General features: G+C 73.6%; 1 protein-coding gene and 2 pseudogenes. All 3 read right to left on the bottom strand.

Translation table 11 applies throughout. The features are described 5' to 3' along the window. A pseudogene (locus DQW06_RS29705) lies at nt 1-341 on the bottom strand (hypothetical protein); the annotation flags it as partial. Next, complete coding sequence (locus DQW06_RS26020) at nt 341-913, bottom strand: PH domain-containing protein (RefSeq protein WP_081461781.1); 573 nt, start codon at nt 911-913, stop codon at nt 341-343. The gene DQW06_RS26020 and the pseudogene DQW06_RS29705, both read right to left, overlap by 1 nt. 232 nt (nt 914-1,145) lie before the next feature. Continuing rightward, nucleotides 1,146-1,301 (bottom strand): annotated as a pseudogene (locus DQW06_RS29710) (RNA-guided endonuclease TnpB family protein); the annotation flags it as partial.

The raw sequence follows: 1,301 nt of genomic DNA on the forward strand, positions 1-1,301 counted from the left end.
GCGCCCCCGCCGTCCTGCCCGCCCCACCAGTCGCGGGGGCCGTCGGGACGCTCCCGTCCGGGCTCCGGGGGTGTCTCGGGGCCGGGGAGCGCGTGGGCGCCCGGGTCCTGGAAGGCGTGGGCGCCGGAGCCCGTGGGCGTGTGGGCGCCGGGGCTCCAGGACGCTTCGGGCCCTGAGCCCCGGGTCGCGTGGGAGCCGGGGCTCCAGGGAGCCCGGGGGTCGGCGGCCTCCTCCGCACCCCGGTCCGAGTGCGCGGGGCCGCTTCCGGGGGCGACCCAGCCGCCGTGGTCGTCGGGCCCGGCCGGGTCCGGCGGGCCGTGGTGTTCGCCGTGTCCGTCCATCAGGTCGCGTCGTCCCGCAGCGTACCGGCGCGCACGGCCAGTTCCTCGCTCAGCAGGCGCGCCTCCTCGGCGTCCAGCCCCTCGATCGTGGACGACCCGGCGTAGGAGGCGGTCTGCACCTCCAGCGTCGCCACGCCGAACAGGCGCTCCAGCCACCCCTGCGTGTGGTCCACCGTCTGCAGGCGGTTGACCGGGACCAGCTGCCAGGAGCGGCTGACCCAGCCAGCCCGGGTGTAGATGACGTCCCCGGCCACCTCCCAGCGGTGCACCCGGTACCTCCACGAGGGGACGACGGCGATCCTGACCAGGGCGTAGAGCGCGTAGACCCCCGGCAGCAGCCAGGCGTTGTCCCTCGCCCACGGGGGGATCCACGCCCAGTCCAGCGACGAGGCCGCCCAGGCGACCGCCGACAGCATGAGCAGGACGACCACGCTGGCGAACATCAGGCGCAGGGTCCACACACCGATCGCCCGGCCGCTCACGCGGCGCAGCGGCGGACGCAGCCGCGCGGTCGCCTCGTGCCCGGAGGGTCGCGGCGGCTCCTGGGGGCCGGGGGTTGCGGGGGTGTCCATCACGCGCACGAGTCTAGGGCCTCGCCCCGCGCCCGCCCCTTCCACCGCGGGCCGCCGACGGAAGGCGCACGCCCTGACACGCGCTGACGAAGACGTCCGTTTCCTGGAGGTTTCTCCGTCAGGCGCTGTCAGCGTTCTGTCAGACCGGTTGGCCAGACTTGACAGCAGACGTTGACACATGGAGGAGCGTTGACTTCTTCTCCCTCCTCAAGGAGGGGAATTACGGAACCACCTACCGGTGGTCCGAGGCCACAGCCTCGTCACGGGTCACCCCGTGACCTTCCTGTTTCATTGCCGGTCGCCCCGTCCGGGAGGACTTCCGTTGAGGTCTCACACCAGCTCCGCAGGCAGATGCCGCCAGCCCGGCGGCCCTGAGGTTATTCGCAGC

The sequence above is a fragment of the Nocardiopsis sp. TNDT3 genome, from assembly GCF_003427465.1.
Classification (GTDB): domain Bacteria; phylum Actinomycetota; class Actinomycetes; order Streptosporangiales; family Streptosporangiaceae; genus Nocardiopsis; species Nocardiopsis dassonvillei.